Annotated in this window: 16 protein-coding genes and 2 tRNA genes; all 18 read right to left on the bottom strand. The window is 66.2% G+C overall.

The window, feature by feature from the left end:
* Positions 1-4: 4 nt before the first annotated feature.
* Positions 5-1,516: an NADH-quinone oxidoreductase subunit M gene (locus GDR74_RS09255; protein WP_152586041.1), complete on the bottom strand. Its 1,512-nt coding sequence runs from the start codon at positions 1,514-1,516 to the stop codon at positions 5-7.
* Positions 1,516-3,546: an NADH-quinone oxidoreductase subunit L gene (nuoL, locus tag GDR74_RS09250; protein ID WP_152586040.1), complete on the bottom strand. Its 2,031-nt coding sequence runs from the start codon at positions 3,544-3,546 to the stop codon at positions 1,516-1,518. Before nuoL ends, GDR74_RS09255 begins: the two co-directional genes overlap by 1 nt.
* 18 nt (positions 3,547-3,564) lie before the next feature.
* On the bottom strand, positions 3,565-3,873 hold the full coding sequence (gene nuoK, locus GDR74_RS09245) for an NADH-quinone oxidoreductase subunit NuoK (RefSeq protein WP_152586039.1): 309 nt from the start codon (positions 3,871-3,873) through the stop codon (positions 3,565-3,567).
* A gap of 12 nt (positions 3,874-3,885) precedes the next feature.
* The gene (locus GDR74_RS09240; protein WP_152586038.1) at positions 3,886-4,500 is read right to left on the bottom strand and encodes an NADH-quinone oxidoreductase subunit J; all 615 of its coding nucleotides are present in this window, start codon (positions 4,498-4,500) and stop codon (positions 3,886-3,888) included.
* Positions 4,501-4,640: 140 nt separating this feature from the next.
* Positions 4,641-5,129, bottom strand: a complete 489-nt coding sequence (gene nuoI, locus GDR74_RS09235; protein WP_152586037.1) for an NADH-quinone oxidoreductase subunit NuoI — start codon at positions 5,127-5,129, stop codon at positions 4,641-4,643.
* A 20-nt stretch (positions 5,130-5,149) separates the two neighbouring features.
* The gene (nuoH, locus tag GDR74_RS09230) at positions 5,150-6,175 is read right to left on the bottom strand and encodes an NADH-quinone oxidoreductase subunit NuoH (RefSeq protein WP_152586036.1); all 1,026 of its coding nucleotides are present in this window, start codon (positions 6,173-6,175) and stop codon (positions 5,150-5,152) included.
* Between the two features lie 12 nt (positions 6,176-6,187).
* Positions 6,188-8,266 (bottom strand): NADH-quinone oxidoreductase subunit NuoG, encoded by a 2,079-nt coding sequence (gene nuoG / locus GDR74_RS09225; RefSeq protein ID WP_152586035.1) that lies wholly within the window; start codon positions 8,264-8,266, stop codon positions 6,188-6,190.
* 8 nt (positions 8,267-8,274) lie between these two features.
* A complete protein-coding gene (nuoF, locus tag GDR74_RS09220; RefSeq protein WP_152586034.1) occupies positions 8,275-9,576 on the bottom strand; it encodes an NADH-quinone oxidoreductase subunit NuoF in 1,302 nt (433 codons plus the stop codon).
* Positions 9,577-9,590: 14 nt separating this feature from the next.
* Positions 9,591-10,658: an NADH-quinone oxidoreductase subunit NuoE gene (gene nuoE, locus GDR74_RS09215; protein ID WP_152586033.1), complete on the bottom strand. Its 1,068-nt coding sequence runs from the start codon at positions 10,656-10,658 to the stop codon at positions 9,591-9,593.
* A gap of 114 nt (positions 10,659-10,772) precedes the next feature.
* Positions 10,773-11,963 carry an NADH-quinone oxidoreductase subunit D gene (locus GDR74_RS09210; RefSeq protein ID WP_152586032.1) on the bottom strand — a complete coding sequence of 397 codons (1,191 nt, stop codon included), beginning with the start codon at positions 11,961-11,963 and terminating at the stop codon, positions 10,773-10,775.
* A gap of 17 nt (positions 11,964-11,980) precedes the next feature.
* Positions 11,981-12,583 (bottom strand): NADH-quinone oxidoreductase subunit C, encoded by a 603-nt coding sequence (locus GDR74_RS09205; protein WP_152586031.1) that lies wholly within the window; start codon positions 12,581-12,583, stop codon positions 11,981-11,983.
* Between the two features lie 12 nt (positions 12,584-12,595).
* Positions 12,596-13,180, bottom strand: coding sequence for a NuoB/complex I 20 kDa subunit family protein (locus tag GDR74_RS09200; protein WP_152586030.1), 585 nt, complete (start codon positions 13,178-13,180; stop codon positions 12,596-12,598).
* A complete protein-coding gene (locus GDR74_RS09195; protein ID WP_152586029.1) occupies positions 13,171-13,536 on the bottom strand; it encodes an NADH-quinone oxidoreductase subunit A in 366 nt (121 codons plus the stop codon). The genes GDR74_RS09200 and GDR74_RS09195 overlap by 10 nt, the downstream gene beginning before the upstream one ends.
* Before the next feature lie 169 nt (positions 13,537-13,705).
* Positions 13,706-14,155: a low affinity iron permease family protein gene (locus GDR74_RS09190; RefSeq protein ID WP_152586028.1), complete on the bottom strand. Its 450-nt coding sequence runs from the start codon at positions 14,153-14,155 to the stop codon at positions 13,706-13,708.
* Between the two features lie 200 nt (positions 14,156-14,355).
* Positions 14,356-14,432, bottom strand: a tRNA-Asp gene (locus GDR74_RS09185).
* Positions 14,433-14,707: 275 nt separating this feature from the next.
* Positions 14,708-14,783: transfer RNA gene (locus GDR74_RS09180), tRNA-Val, on the bottom strand.
* 84 nt (positions 14,784-14,867) lie between these two features.
* Positions 14,868-15,176: an HU family DNA-binding protein gene (locus GDR74_RS09175; RefSeq protein WP_484502496.1), complete on the bottom strand. Its 309-nt coding sequence runs from the start codon at positions 15,174-15,176 to the stop codon at positions 14,868-14,870.
* A 161-nt stretch (positions 15,177-15,337) separates the two neighbouring features.
* Positions 15,338-17,767, bottom strand: a complete 2,430-nt coding sequence (gene lon, locus GDR74_RS09170; protein ID WP_152586026.1) for an endopeptidase La — start codon at positions 17,765-17,767, stop codon at positions 15,338-15,340.
* Between the last annotated feature and the right edge of the window lie 204 nt (positions 17,768-17,971).

The following is a 17,971-nucleotide window of genomic DNA, read 5'->3' as shown; positions in this document are numbered from 1 at the left end:
GACCTCAGTGTGCGGCGGCAGCCGCCGTTTTCACGGTTTCGAGCGCGGCCTGGTAGCCCTGCATGAGGGCGTTGGTCGGCGCGGCGAAGGTGTCGAGGATCGGGCCGGGCTGCACCCCGTAATAGATGACCAGCAGGACGAGCGGCACCAGCGTCAGCATCTCGCGTCCGTTCAGGTCGGTCATTCCCTGGAGCGAGGGCTTCGTCAGCGCCCCGTAGACCACGCGCCGGTAGAGCCACAGCGCGTAGGCCGCCGAGAAGATGACGCCCGAGGCCGCGAACAGGGCGACCCAGGAATTCGACCGGAAGGCGCCGATGATCGTCAGGAACTCGCCCACGAAGCCGGAGGTGCCGGGCAGGCCCACATTGGCCATGGTGAAGATGAGGAACACCACCGCGTAGAAGGGCATGCGCTCCACGAGGCCGCCATAGGCCGCGATCTCGCGGGTGTGCAGGCGGTCGTAGACCACGCCGACGCAGAGGAAGAGCGCGCCCGAGACGAGGCCGTGCGACACCATCTGGAACATGGCGCCCTGGATGCCCTGCGGGTTCATGCTGAACAGGCCCATGGTCACGAAGCCCATGTGCGCCACCGAGGAATAGGCGATGAGCTTCTTCATGTCCTCCTGCACCATCGCCACGAGCGAGGTGTAGATGATGGCCACGACCGAGAGCGAATAGACCAGCGGCGCGAAGTAGGCCGAGGCCTCCGGGAACATGGGGATGGAAACGCGGATGAAGCCGTAGCCGCCCATCTTCAGGAGGATCGCCGCCAGGATGACCGAACCCGCCGTCGGCGCCTCCACGTGGGCGTCGGGCAGCCAGGTATGGACCGGCCACATGGGCATCTTGACCGCGAAGGACGCGAAGAAGGCGAGCCACAGCCAGATCTGGAGATTGGCGGCGAACTTGAACTTCAGGAGCGTCGGGATGTCCGTCGTTCCGGCCGCCCAGTACATGGCCATGATGGCCAGGAGCATCAGGACCGAGCCGAGCAGCGTATAGAGGAAGAACTTGAAGCTCGCGTAGATGCGCCGCTTGCCGCCCCAGATGCCGATGATGAGGAACATCGGAATGAGGCCCGCCTCGAAGAACAGGTAGAACAGGACGAGGTCGAGCGCCGCGAAGACGCCGATCATCGTCATCTCGAGGACGAGGAACGCGACGAAGTACTCCTTCACCCGGTGCTCGATGGACCGCCACGACGCCACGATGCAGAACGGCATCAGGAACGTCGTCAGCAGGATGAACGGCATCGAGAAGCCGTCGACGCCGAGCTTGAAGCGGATCGTATCCGTCAGCCAGGCATGGGTCTCGACGAGCTGGAAGGCGGAGGACGACGCGTCGAACCGGCTCCAGGCGACGAGGGACAGGAGGAAGGTGACCACCGTCGTGACGAGCGCGATCCAGCGCGCATTGTTGCGCGCCGCCTCGCTGTCGCCCCTCAGGGTGAGGATGAAGGCCGCCCCGACGAGGGGAAGGACGAGAAGTCCGGAGAGGATGCCGAACCCGAACATTAATGCGTTCCCCTGAAGAGATAGAAGGACACGAGGGCGGCAACGCCGATCAGCATGACGAAGGCATAGTGGTAGACGTAGCCGGTCTGGACCCGGACCACGCCGCGCGTCACATCGAGGACGCGGGCCGAGACGCCGTCCGGCCCGAGGCCGTCGATGATCCTCTGGTCGCCCGTGCGCCATAGGATGCGGCCGAGCCGGATCGCGGGACGGACGAAGATCGCGTCATAGATCTCGTCGAAATACCACTTGTTGAGCAGGAAGCGGTACAGGATCGGGTGGTCCGCCGCGAGCTGAGCGGGCTTCTTCGCATCGACGATGTACATGTAGTAGGCGAGTGCGAAGCCGAGGGCCATCATGACGGTCGGCAGCAGCGGCACCCAGCCGGGGATGTGGTGCATCGCCTCGAGGATGTGGTTATCCGGCCGCGTGAAGACGGCGCCCTTCCAGAACGCCTCGTAGCCGTGGCCGAGGAAGGCCTCGTGGAACACCACGCCGGCGACGAGGGCGCCGATGGCCAGGACCGTCAGGGGCACCAGCATCACGAGCGGGCTCTCGTGCGGCGTATGGGCGCCGTGATGGCCGTGCTCGTGGTCCGCATGGGAGGCGGGCTCCACGTCTTGGCCGGAGGCATCGTGCTCCACGCCCTCGTGGGCGCTCGCGTGGCGATGGTGCGGGTCGGCCCAGCGCGCGCTTCCTTCGAAGGTCATGAAGAAGAGGCGCCAGGAGTAGAAGGAGGTCATGAAGGCCGCGATCACCGTCGCGAGGAAGGCGAAGTTCCCGGCGGAGGAATGGGAGGCGAAGGCGGCCTCGATGATCGCGTCCTTGGAATAGTAGCCGGCCGTGAAGGGGAAGCCGGTGAGCGCGAGCGTTCCCACCGCCATCATCGCGGTGGTGAAGGGAATGAAGCGCCGCAGGCCGCCCATGCTGCGGATGTCCTGCTCATGGTGCATGGCATGGATCACCGAGCCCGCGCCGAGGAACAGCAGGGCCTTGAAGAAGGCGTGGGTGAACAGGTGGAACACGCCTGCGCTGTAGGCGCCGACGCCCAGCGCCACGAACATATAGCCGAGCTGCGAGCAGGTGGAGTAGGCGATCACCCGCTTGATGTCGTTCTGCACGAGGCCGACCGTCGCCGCGAAGAAGGCGGTGATGGCGCCGATGACCGTGACGACCGTGAGCGCCGTCGGGGCGTACTCGAAGATCGGCGACAGGCGCGCGACCATGAAGACGCCGGCGGTCACCATGGTCGCCGCGTGGATGAGCGCGGAGACGGGGGTCGGGCCCTCCATGGCGTCCGGAAGCCAGGTGTGCAGCAGGAACTGGGCCGACTTGCCCATGGCCCCCATGAAGAGCAGCAGGCAGGCGAGCGTCAGGGCGTTCCAGTCCACCCCGATGAAGTGGAAGCGCTTGTCGGCGAGGTCGGCCACGCGCGGGAAGATCTGGTCGAAGGCGATGCTGTTGAACAGCACGAAGACGAGGCAGATGCCGAGAATGAAGCCGAAATCGCCGACGCGGTTGACGATGAAGGCCTTCATGGCCGCCGCGTTGGCGGATTCCTTGTGATACCAGAACCCGATGAGCAGGTAGCTCGCGAGGCCCACGCCTTCCCAGCCGAAGAACATCTGCGCCAGGTTGTCGGCGGTCACCAGCATCAGCATGGCGAAGGTGAACAGCGACAGGTAGGCGAAGAAGCGCGGCCGGTGCGGGTCCTCGTGCATGTAGCCGATGGAGTAGAGGTGCACGAGGGCGGAGACCGTGTTGACCACGACCAGCATGACCGCGGTCAAGGTGTCGATCCGGAACGCCCAATCCACCTGCAGGTCGCCGACGGACATCCACTGGGCCACGGGCACCCGGGTCGCGCCCGAGCCGAAGCCGACCTGGACGAACGCCACCCAGGACAGGGCCGCGACCACGAAGAGCAGCGCGGTCGTGACGATCTCGCTGGGCCGGGGGCCGATGATCCGCCCGAACAGACCTGCAATGAGGAAGCCGACGAGCGGCAGGAAGACGATTGCTTGATACATGGTCGATCCGGTTCGGGCTTAGCCCTTCATCATATTGACGTCTTCAACCGCGATGGAGCCGCGGTTGCGGAAGAACACCACGAGAATGGCGAGGCCGATGGCGGCCTCCGCCGCCGCCACCGTGAGGATCAGCAGGGCGAACACCTGGCCGACGATGTCGTTGAGGTGGGTGGAGAAGGCGACCATGTTGATGTTCACGGCGAGCAGGATCAGCTCGATCGACATCAGGATGACGATCACGTTCTTCCGGTTGATGAAGATTCCGAACACGCCGAGCGTGAAGAGCACGGCGGCAACGGTGAGGTAGTGTCCGAGACCGATGACCATCGCATGCGCTCCTTAGATGCCCTGGCGGAAGGGAACCTTCCGCATCTGCACGGCTTCCTCCGGGGTCCGGGCGTTCTGCCGGGAGATGTCCTGGCGCTTCACGCCCACGCGCTCCCGCAGGGTCAGCACGATGGCGCCGATCATCGCCACCAGCAGGATCAGGCCGGCCGCCTGGAAGAAGTAGAAATACCGGGTATAGAGGACCTGGCCGAGGGCCTCCGTGTTGGTCATCACGTCCGCGGCCGGGATCGGCACGGCGGCGGTGCGCACCAGGCTCGGGTCGATCACGTAGGCGCCGATGACCAGGACCAGCTCCAGGAGGAAGACCACGCCGATCAGCGCCCCCACCGGCAGGTACTGGAGGAAGCCCTGGCGCAGCTCGGCGAAGTCCACGTCGAGCATCATGACCACGAAGAGGAACAGCACCGCGACCGCGCCCACGTAGACGATGACCAGGATCATCGCCAGGAACTCGGCCCCCATCATGAGGAACAGCCCCGCCGCGTTGACGAAGGCGAGGATGAGGAAAAGCACCGATTGCACGGGATTTCGCGACGCGATCACCATGAATCCCGAGGCGACGGTAATGGTCGCGAAGAGATAAAAGAAGGCGGCAGTTACCGTCATGCTTCAAGCTCAAGCCGCACCGTCGCGGCCCCTTCCCAACGTGGCGCCGGTGGATCCGACGGCCCGTCTATAATGCGCGAATCCGGAGGGAACAACCCGCCGGACCTGTTTGCCCCCTGCCCTCTCCGGGCCGGCGGCGACTACCGATAGGGGGCGTTCTTCGCGATGTTGCGCGCGATCTCACGCTCCCAGCGCTCCCCGTTCGCGAGAAGCTTGGCCTTGTCGTAATAGAGCTCCTCGCGGGTCTCCACGGAGAACTCGAGGTTCGGCCCCTCCACGATGGCGTCCACCGGGCAGGCCTCCTGGCACATACCGCAGTAGATGCACTTGACCATGTCGATGTCGTAGCGGGTCGTGCGCCGGGTTCCGTCGTTGCGGCGCGGACCGGCCTCGATGGTGATGGCCTGGGCCGGGCAGATGGCCTCGCACAGCTTGCAGGCGATGCACCGCTCCTCCCCATTCGGGTAGCGGCGCAGGGCATGCTCGCCCCGGAAGCGGGGGCCGCGATGGCCCATCTCGAAGGGGTAGTTGATCGTCGCCTTGGGCTTGAAGAAGTACTTCATGGCCAGCACGAAGCCGGACACGAACTCCTTCAGGAGGAGCGACTTTGCGACCTGATCGAGCTTCATGAGCCGATCTCCTTGACGTTTCAGCGCATGCCCGGCGCGGTGCCGGTCAGCATCAGGACGCCGGCCACGATCACGACCATGGCGAGCGAGAGCGGGAGGAACACCTTCCAGCCGAGGCGCATCAGCTGGTCGTAGCGGTAGCGCGGCACCATCGCCTTCACCATGGCGATGAGGAAGAACAGGAAGCTCGCCTTGAGCACGAACCAGATCACCCCGGGCACCCAGGTGAAGGGGGCGAAGGGGATCGGCGACAGCCAGCCGCCCAGGAACAGGATCGTGCCGAGCGCGCACATGGTCATGATCGCCACGTACTCGCCGAGCATGAAGAGCAGGTACGGCGTCGAGGAATACTCGACCATGTAGCCGGCCACGAGCTCGGACTCGGCCTCCGGCAGGTCGAAGGGCGGGCGGTTCGTCTCGGCCATGGCGGAGATGAAGAACACCACGAACATCGGGAAGAGCGGCAGCCAGTACCAGCCCAGGATGCCCAGGCGCGTGTTCTGCGCCTCGACGATCTGGGAGAGGTTGAGGGTGCCCGCGCACATCAGCACCGTGACGATGACGAAGCCGATGGAGACCTCGTAGGACACCATCTGCGCCGCCGAGCGAAGGGCCCCGAGGAACGGATACTTCGAGTTCGAGGCCCAGCCGCCCATGATCACGCCGTAGACCCCCAGCGACGAGATCGCGAAGATGTAGAGGATGCCCACGTTGATGTCGGCGATGGCCCATCCGGCGTCGAGGGGAATCACCGCCCAGGCCGCGAGGGCCAAGGTGCACATCACCAGGGGCGCGAGCAGGAACATGCCCTTGTTGGCGGGCGCCGGGATCACCGGCTCCTTCAGAACGAACTTCAGAAGGTCCGCGAAGGACTGGAGCAGACCCCAGGGACCGACCACGTTCGGACCGCGGCGCAGCTGCACGGCCGCCCAGACCTTGCGGTCCGCATAGAGGGCGTAGGCGATGAAGATGAGGAGCGCGACCAGCAGGAGCAGGCTCTTGCCCAGCATGATCGCGACCGAAAGGAGCATGTCGGAGAAATCCATGGCCCTGTCCCCTTACTCGGCCGCCGCGAGCCGGCGTTCCTGCGCGAGCGCCGAGCACTCCGCCATGACGCCGGATGCCCGGGCGATCGGGTTCGTCAGATAGAAGTCCTTGATCGGGCTTGCGAACGGCTCGCGGCCCGGCGTCCCGCCGAGGCCCGCCAGCGTCTTCACCGCCGCGGCCACGTCAGCCGGCTCGATCCCGTCGAGGGCGGCGAAGTGCGGATGGGCTTCGTAGAGCCTGGCCCGCAGGGCGCTGAGGGAGTCGAACGGCAGCCGGTGGCCGAGCACGTCGGAGAGGGCGCGCAGAATGGCCCAGTCCTCGCGGGCCTCGCCCGGGGCGAAGGCGGCGCGGTTCGCCATCTGCACGCGGCCCTCGGTGTTCACGTAGGTGCCGGACTTCTCCGTGTAGGTCGCCGCCGGCAGGATCACGTCGGCGCGGTGGGCGCCGCGGTCGCCGTGGGTGCCCTGGTAGATCACGAAGGCGCCCGGAGCGACGGCGATCTCGTCGGCGCCGAGGTTGAACAGGACGTCCACGCCGCCCTCGGCCATCTGCCGGGCCGTGAGCCCGCCCGGTCCCGGCACGAAGCCGAGATCGAGGGCGCCGACCCGCGCGGCTGCCGTGTGCAGGACGGAGAAGCCGTTCCAGCCCTCCTTCACCGCCCCGACGGCCTGGGCAAGCTGGGCCGCCTGGGAGAGGATCGCGAGACCGTCGGCACGGGCGAGAGCCCCCTGCCCCACGATGACGAGCGGCCGCTCGGCACCTTTCAGCGCCTCGGCGAAACTGTGGCGCCCCGCCAGAAGCTCGCCGAGGGTGTCCGGCCCGGCGCCCAGATAGGTGTAGGGATAGGTCAGGTCGACCTTCTCGCCGATGAGAGCGATCGGCGGCGGGGCGATGCGCCAGCGCTTGCGGATGCGCACGTTGACGAGGGAGGCCTCGACGCGGGGATTGGAGCCCACGATGAGGATCGCGTCCGCATCCTCGATGCCGGCGATGGTCGTGTTGAACAGGTAGGAGGCGCGGCCGTGGGCCGGGGACAGGACGGTGCCGTCCTGGCGGGCGTCGATGTTCGCCACGCCGAGGCTGTCCATGAGCAGCTTCAGGGCGAAGATCTCCTCCACCGCGGCGAGATCGCCCACGATGGCGCCGACCCGCTTCGAGTCCGTGCCCTTGAGCTTCGCCGCGATGGCGCCGAAGGCCTCCTGCCAGGAAGCCGGACGCAGCCGCCCGTCCACCCGGACGAAGGGCCGGTCGAGCCGCTGCAGGCGCAGGCCGTCCACGATGTGGCGGGCCTTGTCGGTGATCCACTCCTCGTTCACCGCCTCGTTCACGCGCGGCAGGATGCGCATGACCTCGCGGCCGCGGGAATCGACCCGGATCGAGGATCCGACCGCGTCCATCACGTCGACGGAATCGGTCTTGGCGAGCTCCCAGGGCCGGTAGTGGAAGGCCTCGGGCTTGTGGGTGAGCGCGCCGACGGGGCAGAGATCCGCCACGTTGGACTGCAGCTCCGAGCCGAGCGCCCGCTCGAGATAGCTCGTGATCTCCATGTCCTCGCCGCGCCAGATCGCGCCGAGATCGGGAACGCCCGCCACCTCGGTGGTGAAGCGCACGCACCGCGTGCAGTGGATGCAGCGGTTCATGGAGGTCTTGACCAGCGGGCCGAGATACTTGTCCGGCACGGCGCGCTTGTTCTCGTGGTAGCGGCTCGTGTCGACGCCGTAGGCCATGGCCTGGTCCTGCAGGTCGCACTGGCCGCCCTGGTCGCAGATCGGGCAGTCGAGCGGGTGGTTGATGAGGAGGAACTCCATCACCCCTTCCCGCGCCTTCTTGACGGTCGGCGACTTGGTCAGGATCTCCGGCGGCTCGCCGTTGGGGCCGGGCCGGCAGTCGCGGACGCCCCAGGCGCAGGAGGCCACCGGCTTCGGCGCGCCCTTCACCTCGACGAGGCACATGCGGCAGTTGCCGGCGATCGACAGCCGCTCGTGGAAGCAGAAGCGCGGGATCTCCGCGCCCGCCGCCTCGGCGGCCTGGAGCAGGGTGTAGTCGGCGGGGACGTCGACCTCGACGCCATCAACGATGATCTTGGCCATCTTCACTTTCACTCCGCCGCAATCATGACGGGTTCGGAATGCGGGTTCGCCGCATAGTCGTCGATCCGCTTCTCGATCTCGTGCCGGAAGTGGCGGATGAGGCCCTGAACCGGCCAGGCCGCCGCGTCGCCGAGCGCGCAGATGGTGTGGCCCTCGATCTGGGTCGACACCTCGAGAAGCATGTCGATCTCGCGCTTCTGCGCGCGGCCTTCGGCCATGCGGGTCAGCACGCGCCACATCCAGCCGGTGCCCTCGCGGCACGGCGTGCACTGGCCGCAGCTCTCGTGCTTGTAGAAGTAGGAGATGCGGGCGATCGCACGAACGATGTCGGTGGACTTGTCCATGACGATCACCGCCGCCGTGCCGAGGCCCGACTTGAGCCCGCGCAGGGTGTCGAAGTCCATCGGCGCGTCGATGATCTGGTCCGCCGGGACGCAGGGCACGGAGGAGCCGCCGGGGATCACGGCGAGCAGGTTGTCCCACCCGCCGCGGATGCCGCCGCAATGGGTGTCGATCAGCTCGCGGAAGGTGATGCCCATGGCCTCTTCCACGTTGCAGGGCTTGTTCACGTGCCCGGACACGCAGAAGAGCTTGGTGCCGACGTTGTTCGGACGGCCGATGCCGGAGAACCAGGAGGCGCCGCGGCGCAGGATGGTGCCCGCCACCGCGATGGATTCCACGTTGTTCACCGTGGTCGGGCAGCCGTAGAGGCCCATGTTCGCGGGGAACGGGGGCTTGAGGCGCGGCATGCCCTTCTTGCCCTCGAGGCTCTCGAGGAGAGCGGTCTCCTCGCCGCAGATATAGGCGCCCGCGCCGTGGTGGACGTAGAGGTCGAAGGGATAGCCGTGGATGTTGTCCTTGCCGATGAGCCGGGCCTCGTAGGCCTCGTCGACGGCCCGCTGGAGCGCATGCCGCTCGGCGATGTACTCGCCGCGGATGTAGATGTAGGCGGCGTTGGCGCCCATGGCGAAGGAGGCGATGAGGCAGCCCTCGATGAGAAGATGCGGATCGTTCCGCATGATCTCCCGGTCCTTGCAGGTGCCCGGCTCGGACTCGTCCGCGTTCACGACGAGGTAGTGCGGCCGGCCGTCCGACTGCTTGGGCATGAAGGACCATTTCAGGCCCGTCGGGAAGCCCGCGCCGCCGCGGCCGCGCAGGCCGGACTTCTTCATCTCGTCGATGATCCAGTCGCGTCCCTTCTCGAGGAGGAACTTGGTCCCGTCCCAGGCGCCGCGCATCTTCGCGGCCTGCAGATCCGGCGAGTGGAAGCCGTAGAGGTTGGTGAAGATGCGGTCTTTGTCCTGAAGCATGTCAGTTCACTCCGTCAGGACGGCTTGTTGCTCTTGTCGAGAGTCACGTCCGGCTTGCTCTCGCTGCCGTCCCGGCGCGCAGGCGTATCGGAAGGCGGGGTTCCGGCGACCGGGGCGGTCGGGGCGTCGGCCGTCGGGCGGCCCTCGCCGGGCTTGCTCGGCGTTCCCACATAGGACTTGTCGCTCTGCGGGGCCGGCGCATCGGCGTTTTCGGTGCGCGGCTCGGCCGCCGTCGCCCTGGAGGCGTCGGACGCCTCCCTGCGCTCGGCCGGGCTTACGGGCGCCTCGCCCTCCTTGGCGCGCTTGGCGGGGGTGTCGGCCTTCTCGGTCTCGATCGCGCGGCCGGCTTCCGGCTTGGCGGGCTTGGGCGTCGAGGGAGCCGAAGCGGTGGCTGCCGCGGCCTCGCCGGTCGCCGCGGCGCTCGCGGCCTCCTCCTCGAAGCGCTTGCGCCATGCGCCGATCTGCGAGCCGTCGTACAGGCTCGGGTCGGTGAGGGTCTTCACGGCCTCATGCGGCTCGGAGGACCGGCGGCCGATCTGCGAGCCCTTCTTGACCGGGCGGCCCGCCGCGAGGTCGTCGAGGAGCTTCTCGAAGTTCTCCGGCGTGAGGTCCTCGAAGTAGTCGTCGTTGATCTGCACCATGGGCGCGTTGCAGCACGCGCCCAGGCACTCGACCTCGAGCCAGGAGAAGGTGCCGTCCGGCGTCACGTGGTTCTGCTCGCCGATCCGGCGCTCCAGGACCTTCCTGATGTCTCCCGCCCCGCGCAGCATGCAGGGCGTCGTGCCGCAGAACTGGATGAAGTACTTACCCACCGGCTCCAGGTTGAACATCGTGTAGAAGGTCGCCACCTCCATCACGCGGATCTTCGGCATGTCGAGGATCTCGGCGACCTTCTCGATGGCCGCGCGCGGGAGCCAGCCGCCCGCCTGCTCCTGGGCGCGCCACAGGAGCGGGATCACCGCGGAGGCCTGGCGCCCCGGCGGGTACTTTGCGATCTGCTGCTCCACGAACTTCATGTTCTCGGGGGAGAACGTGAAGCTTTCGGGCTGTATTTCCTCAGGCGCGAGCTTGCGAACGGCCATAGAACTCTTCTCCTCATCGTCATGGCAGGCCACCTGCGGCCTGCCATGCACGACTTGAACCTCGATCCGCGCCGGCGGCGCGGAAAGACCCGGGCGGCGCCAGGTCCCGACGAATTACCGGTCGACCTCGCCGAACACGATGTCCAGCGAGCCCAGGATGCCCGCGACGTCGGCCAGCATGTGGCCGCGGCACATGAAATCCATGGCTTGGAGATGGGCGAATCCCGGAGCGCGGATCTTGCAGCGATACGGCTTGTTGGTGCCGTCCGCCACCAGATAGACGCCGAACTCGCCCTTCGGAGCCTCCACGGCGGCATAGACCTCGCCCGCCGGGACGTGGAAGCCCTCCGTGTAGAGCTTGAAGTGGTGGATGAGCGCTTCCATGGAGCGCTTCATGTCCCTGCGCGAGGGAGGCGCGACCTTGCCGTCGAGGGTCGTGACGGGCCCCTGCCCGTCCGGCGCCCGCAGCTTGGCGATGCACTGGCGCATGATCTTCACGCTCTCGCGCATCTCGAGCATGCGGATGACCTGGCGGTCGTAGTTGTCGCCGTTGCGCCCGACGGGGATGTCGAACTCCATCTCCTCGTAGCACTCGTAGGGCTGCGCCTTGCGCAGGTCCCACGCGGCGCCGGAGCCGCGCACCATGACCCCGGAGAAGCCCCACTTCCAGGCGTCCTCGAGGGACACCACGCCGATGTCAACGTTGCGCTGCTTGAAGATGCGGTTGCCGATCACCAGCTCGTCGAGATCGTCGAGCACTTTGAGGAACGGATCGCAGAAGGCCTCGATGTCGTCGATGAGCTCCGGCGGCAGGTCCATGTTGACGCCGCCCGGGCGGAAGTAGTTGGCGTGCATGCGCGCGCCGGAAGCGCGCTCGTAGAAGATCATCAGCTTCTCACGCTCCTCGAAACCCCAGAGAGGCGGCGTGAGGGCGCCGACGTCCATGGCCTGGGTCGTCACGTTGAGAAGGTGCGACAGGAGCCGGCCGATCTCCGAATAGAGTACGCGGATCAGCTGCGCACGCCGCGGAACCTCGATCCCGAGGAGCCTCTCCACCGCCAGGCAGAAGGCATGCTCCTGGTTCATCGGCGCGACGTAGTCGAGCCGGTCGAAATAGGGATTGGCCTGGATGTAGGTCTTGTACTCGATCAGCTTCTCGGTGCCGCGGTGCAGGAGGCCGATATGCGGGTCGACCCGCTCGACCACCTCGCCGTCGAGCTCCAGCACGAGGCGCAGAACGCCGTGCGCCGCCGGGTGCTGGGGCCCGAAATTGATCGAGAAGTTGCGGATGTTATGCTCGCCCATGCGCTGTCCTCTCCGCCTCAGGCCTTCGCCTTCTCGTCGCCGGGCAGGATGTAGTCCGTCCCCTCCCACGGCGAGAGGAAATCGAAGTTGCGGAATTCCTGGCTGAGTTTCACCGGCTCGTAGACCACGCGGCCCTGGCCTTCGTCGTAGCGGACCTCGACGAAGCCCGTGAGCGGGAAGTCCTTGCGCAGGGGGAAGCCCTCGAAGCCGTAATCGGTCAGGATGCGGCGCAGGTCCGGGTGCCCGGAGAACAGGATCCCGTAGAGGTCGTAGGCCTCGCGCTCGAACCAGTTCGCCGCCGGGAAGATGCCGGACACGGACGGGACGGGAGTCACCTCGTCCGTTTCCACCTTCAGGCGGATGCGCCGGTTCAGGTAGGGAGACAGGAAGTGGTAGACCACGTCGAAGCGCTTTTCCCGCCCCGGATAGTCGGCGCCGCAGATGTCGATGAAGGAGACGAAGCGGCATTGCGGGTCGTCGCGCAGGAACGTGACCGCCCTGACGATGTCCTGCCCGCGAACGACGAGGGTCAGCTCGCCGTAGGCGATCTCGCGCGCCGTCACCGCCTCGCCGAGGGACGAGGCGATGTGATCGCTCAGGGCCTGCAGTTCAGCACTCATGCGATGACCTTCTCAGCGCTCGATGGTACCCGTGCGGCGGATCTTCTTCTGGAGAAGCAGGACGCCATAGAGCAGCGCCTCCGCGGTGGGCGGGCATCCGGGCACGTAGATGTCGACGGGCACGATGCGGTCGCAGCCGCGCACGACGGAATAGGAATAGTGGTAGTAGCCGCCGCCATTGGCGCAGGAACCCATGGAGATGACGTAGCGCGGCTCGGGCATCTGGTCGTAGACCTTGCGGAGCGCGGGCGCCATCTTGTTGGTCAGGGTGCCGGCGACGATCATCACGTCCGACTGGCGCGGCGAGGCGCGCGGAGCGAAGCCGAACCGCTCCGCATCGTAGCGGGGCATCGACATCTGCATCATCTCGACCGCGCAGCACGCCAGGCCGAAGGTCATCCACATGAGCGAGCCGGTGCGCGCCCACGTGATCAGGTCCTCGGTGGAGGTGACGAGGAAGCCCTTGTCGGACAGCTCGTCCTTGATCGAGACGAAATAGGGATCCGTCGATCCTACGGGCAGTCCCGTGGCGGGATCGATGACACCCTTCGGAGCCGGAGCGACGAGAGGAGCCCGGTTATCGGCGATCAATCCCATTCCAGAGCTCCCTTCTTCCACTCATAAACGAATCCGACCGTGAGCACGGCCAGGAAGATCATCATCGAGACGAAGCCGAACCAGCCCAGGGTTCCGAAGGTGATGGCCCAAGGGAACAGGAACGCCACCTCGAGGTCGAAGATGATGAAGAGGATCGCGACCAGGTAGAACCGCACGTCGAACTTCATGCGGGCATCGTCGAAGGCGTTGAACCCGCACTCGTAGGCCGAAAGCTTTTCCGTGTCGGGACGGCTGTAGGCGACGATGAACGGCGCCACGAGCAGCGCCACCCCGATCAGGAGCGACACGCCGATGAAGATCACGAGAGGCAGGTAGTCGGCGAGGAGATTCGTCATGCGACACCTAAAGGAACAAAACCGGTACGAAGCCGGCGCCAAACCATGAAATTAAGCCGCAGACGGCCTATTGAAAGGCCCTGCGACACACATGGATTGCGGGGGGAGGCTTAGCCGAGATCCCCTTCCCTGACAAGTGTTTGCGGTGCCGCAAAAGAACGTTTCAAAACTACGAAGTCGCCCTTTTTGCGGCGGTGGCCGCTTTGCGGTTGGCGGCGTCCTCGGCCACGTTCGCGGCGTTCGCGGCGGTTTCCATCTTCGACTCCATCCGGGCCTTGGCCTCGCACCGGGCGCGGATCTCGTCCAGCTCCTCCTGGGTCAGGTGCTCGATGCCGATGAAGACGTTCTGGGCGGCGCTAGCGCGGATCAGTTCGTCCAGCTTGGCCTGGATCGCGGCGCCGTCCCGATTCTGCGTGTTCTGGATCAGGAAGACCATCAGGAAGGTGACGATGGTCGTGCCCGTGTTCACGATGAGCTGCCAGGTGTCGGAGAATCCGAAGACCGGGCCGCTCAGGGCCCAGACCGCGATGATCGCCAGGCAGACGCCGAAGGTGATGGGGCGCCCGGACATCTGCGCGACCCAGTTGGACATATCGGTGAAGACTTTGGATACTGACATGGAACGACGCCTCTCCTGATGGCCGATAACGTCGAGCTTGCCGGTTTTGCTTCACCGGGAGGCGAAAAATTATGCCGCAGCGCCTCAGGGACAGCCTGCAGGGCGGAGCTTCGCGGGCCATGAGCGGCGGATTCCGCCGCGACGGCAGGCAACGAGGCGAATGGCCGGAGGGGAGAAGGTGCGGCTCTTCTGGCCGTCAATGGCGCGGGCGACGGGGCTCGAACCCGCGACCTCCGGCGTGACAGGCCGGCACTCTAACCGACTGAGCTACGCCCGCGCATGGAACCGCCGAAGCGGTGTGGGGCGGTTTAAGGTCGCCCCCGGGTTCTGTCAAGCGATCCGTGCGGATCGTGGCCCAGGAATCGCGCGCCGCCCGGTCGGGCGAATCCAGGGCGGGCTCGGAGCCGGCTCGGTCCACGACGGGCATGCCTGCATCGGGGAAGCGGATCGTCCTGTCCATCGCGGCCGGGCGGCATCCCCCAGGGCCGCCCCGGCATGCAGTCGAAGGCTATGGGGGAAGAGGGACGGGACAGGGATCGGGCGTGGGGAGAATGGTGGGCGGTGAGGGGTTCGAACCCCCGACCTGCGGTGTGTAAAACCGATGCTCTACCAGCTGAGCTAACCGCCCTCGTCTGCGCCTGACATAAAAAGAGAAGGCCGACAACGCAAGCGCGGTCGGCCTTCTCGGCAAGAAAAGATCGCCTGTGAAGGGTTACTTGCCGTTCACGGCTTCCTTCAGGCCCGCACCCGCGCGGAACTTGGGGGTCTTGGAGGCCGGAACCTTCACCTTCTCGCCCGTGCGCGGGTTGCGCGCCTCGCCGGCGGCGCGGTTGGTCACCACGAAGGTGCCGAATCCAACGATCTTCACCTCGTCGCCCTTCTTGAGCGCGGCGGTGATGGCCTCGATAGCGGCGTCGATGGCCTCACCGGCCTGACCGCGAGACAGCCCCACCTTGTCGGCGACGGCCGCAACGAGCTCGCCTTTGTTCATTTGATATCCTCCAGTGATGCCGGCGGCCACGCTGGGTGTGCCACCGTTTCAAAGAGACCGTGTGGCGCAAAGCTGGGCCGCACGCAAGCCCCGAAACGGCCGAAACAAGCCATTCTGGAAGGTTCCACACCGAAAAAAGCCCCCGGATTCGCATCCGGGGGCGCCGTCAAAAACGTGACGTAACGTAAGTTTCAGTGGGCGATCACGCCGACCGAATCGTCTTCGACCTCGGCCGGTTTCGTCGGGCTCGGGCTCGCCGCCTCGTCCCACTCGATCGGCTCCGGCATGCGCACCAGGGCGTGCTGGAGGACCTGATCCATGCGGGAGACGGGCACGATCTCGAGCCCGTTCTTCACGCTGGCCGGGATGTCCACCAGATCCTTGGCGTTCTCCTCGGGGATCAGGACCTTCTTGATGCCGCCGCGCAGCGCCGCCAGGAGCTTCTCCTTGAGCCCGCCGATCGGCAGCACCCGGCCGCGCAGGGTGACCTCGCCGGTCATGGCGATGTCGCGGCGGACCGGAATGCCGCTGACGACCGAGACGATGGCGGTCGCCATGGCGATGCCGGCGGAGGGGCCGTCCTTGGGCGTCGCGCCTTCCGGCACGTGCACGTGGATGTCCCGCCGGTCGAACAGGGGCGGCTCGACGCCGAAATCCAGGGCCCGGGAGCGGACGTAGGACGCCGCGGCCGAGATCGATTCCTTCATGACGTCGCGGAGATTGCCGGTGACGGTCATCTTGCCCTTGCCCGGCATCATGATGCCTTCGATGGTGAGCAGCTCGCCGCCCACCTCGGTCCAGGCAAGGCCGGTGACCACGCCCACCGTGTCCTCCGCCTCCACCTCGCCGTAGCGGTAGCGCGGCGGGCCGAGGAAGTCGGGCAGGTTGGCGGTCGTCACCTCGACCGTCTTGACCTTGGAGATGAGGATCTCCTTCACCGCCTTGCGGATCAGGTTGGAGATCTCGCGCTCCAGGTTGCGCACGCCCGCCTCCCGGGTGTAGCGCCGGATGAGCATGAGCAGCGCCTCGTCGTCGATCGACCACTCCTTCTCCCCAAGGCCGTGCTTCTTCATGGCGGTCGGGATGAGGTGCGTGCGGGCGATCTCCGCCTTCTCCTCCTCGGTGTAACCCGCGATGCGGATCACCTCCATGCGGTCGAGAAGCGGCGCCGGGATGTTGAGCGTGTTGGCCGTCGTCACGAACATCACGTTGGACAGGTCGTAGTCGACCTCGAGGTAATGGTCGTTGAACGAGTTGTTCTGCTCGGGGTCGAGCACCTCGAGGAGCGCCGCCGACGGATCGCCGCGGAAGTCCATGCCCATCTTGTCGATCTCGTCGAGCAGGATGAGCGGGTTCGAGGTCTTGGCCTTGCGCATCGACTGGATGATCTTGCCGGGCATCGAGCCGATATAGGTCCGCCGGTGGCCGCGGATCTCGGACTCGTCCCTCACGCCGCCGAGCGACATGCGGACGAACTCGCGCCCCGTCGCCTTGGCGATGGACTTGCCGAGGGAGGTCTTGCCGACGCCGGGAGGGCCGACGAGGCAGAGGATCGGCCCCGTGAGCTTGTTGGCCCGCTGCTGCACGGCCAGGTACTCGATGATGCGTTCCTTGACCTTCTCGAGGCCGTAGTGATCGGCGTCGAGCAGGTCCTGGGCCGCCTTAAGGTCCTTCTTGATCTTCGAGCGGCGGTTCCACGGAATGCCGAGCAGCCAGTCGAGATAGTTGCGCACCACAGTCGCCTCGGCGGACATGGGCGACATCTGGCGCAGCTTCTTGAGCTCGCCGAGCGCCTTCTCCCGGGCTTCCTTGGTGAACTTGGTCTTCTCGATCTTCTCTTCGAGCTCGGCCAGCTCGTCGCGACCCTCGTCGTCGCCGAGCTCCTTCTGGATCGCCTTCATCTGCTCGTTGAGGTAGTACTCGCGCTGCGTCTTCTCCATCTGACGCTTCACGCGGGTGCGGATCCGCTTCTCGACCTGGAGGACGGAGATTTCGCTCTCCATCAGGCCGAGCACCTTTTCGAGCCGCTGGGCGACGGTCGGAATCTCGAGGATCGCCTGCTTGTCGGCGATCTTGATCGCCAGATGCGAGGCGATGGTATCGGCGAGCTTGGAGGGCTCGTCGATCTGAGTCACCGCGGAGACGACCTCCGGCGAGACCTTCTTGTTGAGCTTGACGTAGTTTTCGAACTCGGACACGACGGAGCGCGCCAGGGCCTCGGCCTCGATCTGGTCGCCCAGCGAGTCGGGAAGCACCTCGGCCTCGGCTTCGTAGTATTCGTCGGTACGGGTATAGGCCTTCACCCGGGCGCGGCTCGCGCCCTCCACCAGCACCTTCACGGTGCCGTCGGGCAGCTTCAGGAGCTGGAGCACGTTGGCCAGGGTACCGACCTTGTAGATCGCATCCGTCGCCGGATCGTCGTCCGTCGCATCGATCTGGGTGGCCAGAAGAATGTGACGGTCCCCCTTGACCACCTCCTCCAGCGCGCGGATCGACTTCTCGCGGCCGACGAAGAGCGGCACGATCATGTGCGGGAAGACGACGATGTCGCGCAGAGGCAGAACCGCATAGGTTCCTGTCGAGCCTGGGACGACAGGCTGACGTGGCTTCGTTTGTGTCATGAGACGACATCCTTTCGCAGCGTCCGCCGAGCCCCTCCCCTGAGCGGGTCTGCGGACGGGTAACCGGAACGCTCAAGCTGTTGTGACGGGCTGCGTCCGGTACGCGGCGCCGCCCCTCGGAGCGATGAGCGAACGGCGGTCGCGCAAGAGACAATGTGGCGTGCCGGGCACCCGGTTTCAAGGACGGCGCCCGGCACGGATGCT

Source organism: Microvirga thermotolerans, from assembly GCF_009363855.1.
In the GTDB taxonomy this organism is placed as follows: domain Bacteria; phylum Pseudomonadota; class Alphaproteobacteria; order Rhizobiales; family Beijerinckiaceae; genus Microvirga; species Microvirga thermotolerans.
Note: the sequence above shows the minus strand (reverse complement) of the source record. Positions and strands in the feature narration are given on the sequence as shown.